General features: G+C 56.8%; 1 pseudogene. It reads left to right on the forward strand.

The annotated features are described in order from the left end of the window. Positions 1-669 (forward strand): annotated as a pseudogene (locus CBF90_RS16100) (major capsid protein); the annotation flags it as partial. Between the last annotated feature and the right edge of the window lie 95 nt (positions 670-764).

Raw genomic sequence — 764 nt, forward strand, 5'->3', positions numbered from 1 at the left:
GAGCTGGCCATTGCTCAGGTCGAAGAGATGCAGGCAGTTTCTGCCGTGCTTAAGGGCAAATACACCATGACCGGTTAAGCCTTCGATCCGGTTGAGGTGGATATGGGCCGCAGTGAGGAGAATAACATCACGCAGTCCGGCGGCACGGAGTGGAGCAAGCGTGACAAGTCCACGTATGACCCGACCGACGATATCGAAGCCTACGCGCTGAACGCCAGCGGTGTGGTGAATATCATCGTGTTCGATCCGAAAGGCTGGGCGCTGTTCCGTTCCTTCAAAGCCGTCAAGGAGAAGCTGGATACCCGTCGTGGCTCTAATTCCGAGCTGGAGACAGCGGTGAAAGACCTGGGCAAAGCGGTGTCCTATAAGGGGATGTATGGCGATGTGGCCATCGTCGTGTATTCCGGACAGTACGTGGAAAACGGCGTCAAAAAGAACTTCCTGCCGGACAACACGATGGTGCTGGGGAACACTCAGGCACGCGGTCTGCGCACCTATGGCTGCATTCAGGATGCGGACGCACAGCGCGAAGGCATTAACGCCTCTGCCCGTTACCCGAAAAACTGGGTGACCACCGGCGATCCGGCGCGTGAGTTCACCATGATTCAGTCAGCACCGCTGATGCTGCTGGCTGACCCTGATGAGTTCGTGTCCGTACAACTGGCGTAATCATGGCCCTTCGGGGCCATTGTTTCTCTGTGGAGGAGTCCATGACGAAAGATGAACTGATTGCCCGTCTCCGCTCGCTGGGTGAACAACTGAAC

The sequence above is a fragment of the Microbacterium sp. AISO3 genome, assembly GCF_002204305.1.
GTDB lineage: Bacteria > Actinomycetota > Actinomycetes > Actinomycetales > Microbacteriaceae > Microbacterium > Microbacterium arborescens.